The following is a 6127-nucleotide window of genomic DNA, read 5'->3' on the forward strand; positions in this document are numbered from 1 at the left end:
GCCTTCGACTTCGCTCCGGCCGAACGGGGCAAGGGAGCACCCAGTTACAACGACCGTTCAGCGTGAGCGAAGTCGAAGGCCAAGGGAATCCTTCGCAAACAAGGGGTGACGCGCCCTGCCCCGCCTCGTATAGCCATGGCCGTTTTATCGCGCGAGTGATGTCCCCCGCATGAAATCCATCGATCGCTACATGGCCCGGCTGATCGCGTTGCCGCTCTTCGCGACGCTGATCATCGCCGCCATGCTGCTGGTGCTCGACCGCATCCGCCGCCTGTTCGAATTCGTCGCCACCGAAGGCGGCCCGATCAGCGTGGTGTGGCGGATGCTTGCCAACCTGCTGCCCGAATATCTGGGTCTCGGCATCCCGATCGGGCTGATGCTGGGCATCCTGCTCGCCTTCCGCCGGCTGGCGACCTCGTCCGAGCTGGACGTGATGCGCGGCGTGGGCATGAGCTATACCCGGTTGCTGCGCGTGCCGTACATGTACGCGATCGTGCTGGCCGCGCTGAACCTGGCGATCGTCGGCTATGTGCAGCCGGTCGCCCGCTATTATTACGAAGGGCTGCGCTACGAGCTGCGCACCGGTGCGCTGGGCGCGTCGATCAAGGTCGGCGAGTTCACCCATTTGGGCGACCGCATGACGCTGCGCATCGAGGAAAGCCGCGACAGTGGCCGCGACCTGTCGGGCATCTTCGTCCATGCCAATACGTCGAAGGGCGACTGGATCGGCGTGACGGCCGAACGCGGGCGGTTTCTGGCCACCGACGACCCCAACGTCATCATCTTCCGCCTGACCAACGGCACGCTGATCCACAACCGGCCCGAGTTCCGCGCGCCGCGCGTGCTGACCTTCTCCAGCCATGACCTGCCGATCGACCTGCCCAAGTTCGACAATTTCCGCCAGCGCGGCGGCCGCGACCTGGAATTCACCCTCCCCGAGCTGGCCAAGCTGGGCCAGGAGGCGCCGAACCCGGAGGCACGCGCGGGCAGCCGCGCCGAATTCCACTTCCGCCTGGTCGAGGTCGTGACGATGTTCCTGCTGCCGCTGCTGGCGGTGTCGTTGGGCATACCGCCCAAGCGGTCGACCTCCGCTTTGGGCGTGTTCCTGTCGATCGTGATGCTCGTCACCTATCACAAGGTGAACCAATATGCCGCCGACATCGGCGCGCTGGGCCGGGTCGACCCGCTGATCGCGCTATGGGTGCCGTTCGCGATCTTCGCCGGCCTTGTCGGCTGGATGTATTATGTCACCGCTTATGTACCCGGCGGGCAGCCGATCGGCGTGCTGGAACGCGGGTTCGCCAAGCTGGGCAAGCTGATCGGCCGCCTGCTCCCCGGCCGCCGCCGCAAGAAGGCCTATACCGCATGAGCCTGTCGAGCATCTTCCCGTCGCGGACCATCGCCATCTACATGGCCAAGATGTTCCTGGTCCGCACCTTCGCGATCCTGTTCGCGCTGGTCATCGTGCTCCAGGCGCTCGACATCCTGAGCGAGTCGGGCTCGATCCTGGCGGCGCCGGGCAATGGCGAGGCGCAGGTGTGGCGCTACGTCTCGCTCCGCGCGCCGCAGATCATCGCCTTCATCCTGCCCTTCTCGGTGCTGCTCGGCACCATCCTGACCTTCTTCACGATGAACCAGAATTCGGAGGTCATCGCGCTGAAGGCTGCCGGACTGTCCGCGCATCAGGTGCTGGCGCCGCTGCTGGTCGCGAGCGCGGGCGTCGCGGTGTTGAGCTTCGTCTTCAACGACCGGATCGTGCCACGCGCCACCGCGACACTGAGTGCATGGCAGAAGGTGGAATATGGCCCCATCCCGATCGACAGCGGCGACCGGTCCAATGTCTGGGTACGCGACGGCGACGACCTGATCTCGGTCGATCTCGTCCAGGGGCGCGGTGCCAATACGCAGTTGGGCGGCGTGACGCTATACGACCGCAAGGGCGGTGGCAGTCTCCAGGCCATTGTGCGCGCCCCTCGGGGCCGCCGCATGGGTGACGGCTGGCAGATCGGCCCGGCGACCCGGTTCGAGGTCGCTTCGGGCAAGCTGACGTCGCTACCCTCGCTGATCGTCGGACGCGGCGTGACGCCCGAACAGCTGACACTGGCCAGCGTCAATGCCGACGGCCTGTCGTTCAAGGGGCTGTCGAACGCCATCGACGACCTGCGCGAGGCGGGGCGGCCGACCAAGACGCTGGAGGGGTCGCTCTGGCACAAATTGTCGGCGCCGATGTCGGCGGTGCTGATGCCGCTATTGGGTGCGGTCGCCGCCTTCGGCATCGCGCGCTCGGGCAAGCTGTTCGTCCGTGCCGTGATCGGCATGGCGCTGGGCTTCGCCTTTTTCGTGGCGGACAATTTCTCGATGGCGATGGGGGATCTGGGTGCCTACCCGCCCTTCCTGGCGGCCTGGGCGCCGATCCTGTTGTTCTTCCTGATCGGCGAAGCGGTGTTGTTCCGTACCGAGGAGTAAGGGGTGAGCCTCGAACGGGGTTAAGCCTGAACACCGCCGCAGGTTTCGGAATGACGGTGACCTCGCCGCGAAGTTCGCCCGTGCACTTCGACTTCGCTCAGTGTGAACGGGGCGTGCGGATGCTTGGCCTACATCCCAAGCCCCGCCCAGCATGTTTGCGTGATCCTGCCGATCAGGCGTGGGGGTAGGTCCTACACCCAAGCGCCGCCGTAGGGATTTGACGTCCGCCCCAAGCCCCACCTTCCGTTCGCACTGAGCGAAGTCGAAGTGCACGCCCCGGACATCGCCTGCTGGGGGGCCGAGTACCGTGGCCTTCGACGACGCTCAGGCAGAACGGAGGTAGATTACTTCCCCCGGCGGATCGTGCTCAGGCCGATCTTGGCGACCAGCCCCGGCAAGCCCTTGTAGCTCGCCTTGTGATAAGGCGACTCCGGCGTCACGGCGGCGCTGATGCGGCGGTGCGCCTCACCCAGTGCGTGATAGGGCAGCGACGGCAGCAAATGGTGAAGCGCATGGTAGCGCAGACCCACCGGTGCCCACAGACCCGGCAGCAGCGCGGGCGGCGGCACGTTGACCGAGTCCAGATACTGCGCGGTCACCGTCATCGGCTCACCGTCATTCTCCCAAAGATGCGCGACCAGCGTACGGACCTGGTTGAGCACCGCGACGGCCGATCCGATCGCAAAGCCGATCGCGAACCCGCGCACCGGGATGATCCCGGTCGCCACCATCGCCACCAGCGCCACCGCCCAGATCGACGCCGCCGCATCGGTACGGTTGAACAGCTTGAGCGCGTCACCTTCGGGCATGCGGCGGCGGAACTGGGGATTGATCGCCAGCGCCGAATAACGCTCCACCACCATCTTGCGCAGCCCCGGCACCACCCAGGACAGGGGCGACAGGATCGCGAAGCGGATCAGCAGACCCAGCGGCGCCAGCGCCGACACCAGGATGAACACCGGCAGCGTCCACGGCTTCATCAACGCCAGCGGCAGATATTCGGGATCGTCGACGGTGCCATAGCGCGTCTTGGCATGGTGCAGATTGTGCACGCCCTCATACATGAATGCCGGGGTCAGCAGGGGCACGCCGACCAGCGCGTTCCAGCCGGTGCGGAAGCCCGGCAGCGCCGAATGCTTCATATGGCTGACTTCGTGGATGAAGAGCAGCGCGCGGTAGAGCGCCAGCACCGACACGACCGAGGCGGCGACGATCAGCCCGGTCGACCCCGCCGTCACCGCGATGCCGAGCGCGGCATAACCGAGCAGCGCGCTGCCCACCATGTCCGCCCAATACAGGCGCGGACGCGGCGCGATCAGGTCGCGCGTCATCTCGGCGGCGGCGCGCAGCATCGCCTTATCGTCCGCAATCGGGACACGCGTCACCGGCGTAGCGGCGCCTGCGGCGGGGGCGGTTCGGAAAGAAAGCGTCGATTCCATAGGGCTGTCCTTTGCCTCTACATAGTGGCGACACGGTGGCATTCCCACGTCCGGTGATGACGGAATCCTCACTCGCTATGATCGACCAAGCCGGTTAGGACATGCGTCAGACATATTTCCCGGACCCGATCACCATGGCCCTCTCCATCCGCCCCGTCGTCAGCAAGCACGACCGTAAGACCTTCGTCGACTTTCCCTTCGACCTGTATGCCGACGATCCGCACTGGGTGCCGCCGCTCAAGGGCGAGGCGCTGGGCCTGATCACGCCGGAGAAGAATGGCTGGTACAGCCATGCCAAGGCGCAGCTGTTCCTAGCGGAGGAAAACGGCACGGTCGTCGGGCGCATTTCGGCGCATCTCGATACGCTGGCGCTGGAGATGGACCCGTCAAAGGGCTTCGGTCCGGGCACCGGCTTTTGGGGCCTGATGGACGCCACGCGCGAGGACGTGTTCCGCGCGCTGCTCGCCAAGGCCGAGGGCTGGCTGCGCGACCAGGGCATGACCCGTGCGATCGGCCCGGTGTCGCAATCGATCTGGGAAGAACCGGGCCTGCTGGTCCAGGGCTTCGACCAGGACCCGACGATTATGATGGGCCATGCGCGCCCCGAATATCAGGGCTGGATCGAGGCGGCCGGATACGCGACCATCAAGCAGCTCTTCACCTATGAGCTGGACATCACGCAGGAATTCCCGCCGATCGTCCAGCGCATCATCAAGTCGGGCGAGAAGAACGAGCGCATCCGCGTGCGCGAGGTGAACAAGGCCAAGTTCGAGGAAGAGGCCGCGATCATCCTGAGCATCCTGAACGATGCCTGGTCCGATAACTGGGGCTTCATCCCGCTGACCCCGCCCGAGATCAAGGATGTCGGCGTCAAGCTGAAGCCGATCGTGTTCAACGACCTGATCCGCATCGCCGAGCTGGACGGCAAGCCGGTTGCGTTCATGATCACCCTCCCCGACCTGAACGAGGCGATCAAGCCGCTCAAGGGCAGCCTCCTGCCCTTCGGCTGGGCCAAGCTGCTGCTCTGGCTGCGCGCGCCCAAGGTGCGGACGATGCGCGTGCCGCTGATGGGCGTGGTCAAGGAATTGCAGTCGTCGCGCATGGCCAGCCAGCTGGCCTTCATGATGATCGAATATATCCGCCGCGCCTCGGTCACCAAATATGGCGCGTCGCGTGGAGAGATCGGCTGGATTCTCGATGACAATCAGGGGATGCGCTCGATCGCCGAGACGATCAACAGTCGGGTCAACAAGACCTACAACGTCTATGCGCGCGATCTGACCTGATGCCCCTCACGGGCGGGGCCGCCATGGCGCGGCCCCTGCCCTGTCGGCCCTCACTTCTTCGTCTGGTTGAGATAGTCGAGCGGGTCGATATTGCGCCACAGCCACTGGGCGCGCGTCCGGCAGACCTTGCCGCGCAGAATGTGGTCCTCCTCGACATGGTTGAAGCAATAGCGGACCGGCTTGGCCTTGGCCGGGGCGATCGTCGCGACCGCCGCCGTCATGGTGGCGGGCTTGGCCTCAGCCTCGCGGGGCAGAGCGGCCGGCTGGCTGAGGGTGGCGAGCATGGCGATGAGCATCATGGCGTGTCTCCTGTCCTGCGGCTCAGTTGCGCTTGATCTTGCCGGTCGGCACCGCGCCATCGCGCGCGATCCATTCGTCGGCGGTGTGGCAGACTTTTATCGGGATACGCGAACCGGTCAGCCGGTCGACGACGCAGAGCCGGGTGGTGGGCGGCAGGCTGGCGATGACGCTGGCGGCATCCACGAAGCGGCCGGCCTGGGGTTCCGGCGCCACCGGGGCGGCAGTCGTCGGGTCCGGCGCGGCGGAGGAAAGGGTCGAGGCGATCAGCAGCGAAATCAGCATGGTGGTAACTCCCTTTTGCGTCGGAGCCTGTCCGACAGGTGCGTTACTGCATTAGTCATGCCATACAGTTAGAATGCTGTATTTGCGTGGTTTTCGCTTTTTGGGGCGTGGTGAGATCACCCAATCATTGGGTTGTCGCGCCAATGATGGGTGAATGACCCGAACGGCCGGGCTGTCGGTAACGGAGGCACTTTTGATGCTGCCGGGGTTGAAGGTCTGAGGTCGGATAATGAATCGGCGCCCTAAGCCTCTCCCCTTCAGGGGAGGGGTTGGGGTGGGGCCTATCGACGAAACCTGCGCCCGTGGAAGCTCCCCACCCCCGCCCCCCCCCCCCACGAGGAGGGGTGAGTACAC

The 6127-nt window shown here is 65.4% G+C and carries 6 protein-coding genes; 3 read left to right on the forward strand and 3 right to left on the reverse strand.

Annotated elements, in window-relative coordinates; all coding sequences use genetic code 11:
• The first annotated feature begins 169 nt into the window (after window positions 1-169).
• Both lptF and lptG read left to right on the forward strand, forming a co-directional pair.
• Window positions 170-1369 (forward strand): LPS export ABC transporter permease LptF, encoded by a 1200-nt coding sequence (gene lptF / locus ACQKJZ_RS17450; protein WP_427732747.1) that lies wholly within the window; start codon window positions 170-172, stop codon window positions 1367-1369.
• Complete coding sequence (gene lptG, locus ACQKJZ_RS17455; RefSeq protein ID WP_427732749.1) at window positions 1366-2466, forward strand: LPS export ABC transporter permease LptG; 1101 nt, start codon at window positions 1366-1368, stop codon at window positions 2464-2466. Before lptF ends, lptG begins: the two co-directional genes overlap by 4 nt.
• A 344-nt stretch (window positions 2467-2810) precedes the next feature.
• On the opposite strand, the gene ACQKJZ_RS17460 is transcribed toward lptG, so the two are convergent.
• Complete coding sequence (locus tag ACQKJZ_RS17460; protein WP_427732751.1) at window positions 2811-3905, reverse strand: fatty acid desaturase family protein; 1095 nt, start codon at window positions 3903-3905, stop codon at window positions 2811-2813.
• 101 nt (window positions 3906-4006) lie between these two features.
• On the opposite strand from ACQKJZ_RS17460, the gene ACQKJZ_RS17465 reads away from it, so the two are divergent.
• Entirely contained in the window at window positions 4007-5191 is a 1185-nt protein-coding gene (locus ACQKJZ_RS17465) for an N-acetyltransferase (protein WP_427732753.1), read from the forward strand.
• Between the two features lie 50 nt (window positions 5192-5241).
• Here the strand turns inward: ACQKJZ_RS17465 and ACQKJZ_RS17470 are convergent, their stop codons facing one another.
• Together ACQKJZ_RS17470 and ACQKJZ_RS17475 are read right to left on the reverse strand one after the other, a co-directional pair.
• The gene (locus tag ACQKJZ_RS17470) at window positions 5242-5490 is read right to left on the reverse strand and encodes a hypothetical protein (RefSeq protein ID WP_427732755.1); all 249 of its coding nucleotides are present in this window, start codon (window positions 5488-5490) and stop codon (window positions 5242-5244) included.
• Between the two features lie 22 nt (window positions 5491-5512).
• Window positions 5513-5773, reverse strand: a complete 261-nt coding sequence (locus ACQKJZ_RS17475) for a hypothetical protein (RefSeq protein WP_427732757.1) — start codon at window positions 5771-5773, stop codon at window positions 5513-5515.
• Between the last annotated feature and the right edge of the window lie 354 nt (window positions 5774-6127).

It is taken from the genome of Sphingomonas sp. NPDC019816 (genome assembly GCF_050274375.1).
Lineage (GTDB): Bacteria > Pseudomonadota > Alphaproteobacteria > Sphingomonadales > Sphingomonadaceae > Sphingomonas.